Annotated in this window: 1 protein-coding gene; it reads right to left on the bottom strand. The window is 67.3% G+C overall.

The features are described 5' to 3' along the window. On the bottom strand, positions 1-268 hold a 268-nt coding region (locus tag CKO33_RS13265), incomplete at its 3' end, for a helix-turn-helix domain-containing protein (RefSeq protein ID WP_200182697.1). Positions 269-297 lie beyond the last annotated feature (29 nt).

The raw sequence follows: 297 nt of genomic DNA, 5'->3' as shown, positions 1-297 counted from the left end.
CGCCAGGGCGCTTGAGTTCGCAGGCCAGCTCACTCCAGACCGGCTCGGCACGCCGGCGTGTGCCGCGCGGTGCGCCGTTACGGGCAAACAGCCGCTCCTCCAAAACCGCATCGGTCAGGTCGCCTGGCAGCGGCCACGTCAATCCCGCCACCTGGGCACGCTTCAGATTATCCTGGATCGTGCTCCGCGCCACACCCAGCATCCGCCCGATCGCCCGCGCGCTGATGCCCTCGCTGGCCAGCCGTAATGTGTATCGTATCTGCCTCATCGTCAGCTCTCTCTTCGCCGGCATCCGTC

The organism is Ectothiorhodospira mobilis (genome assembly GCF_016584115.1).
Classification (GTDB): domain Bacteria; phylum Pseudomonadota; class Gammaproteobacteria; order Ectothiorhodospirales; family Ectothiorhodospiraceae; genus Ectothiorhodospira; species Ectothiorhodospira mobilis.
This window is presented reverse-complemented; position numbering and strand designations above follow the sequence as displayed.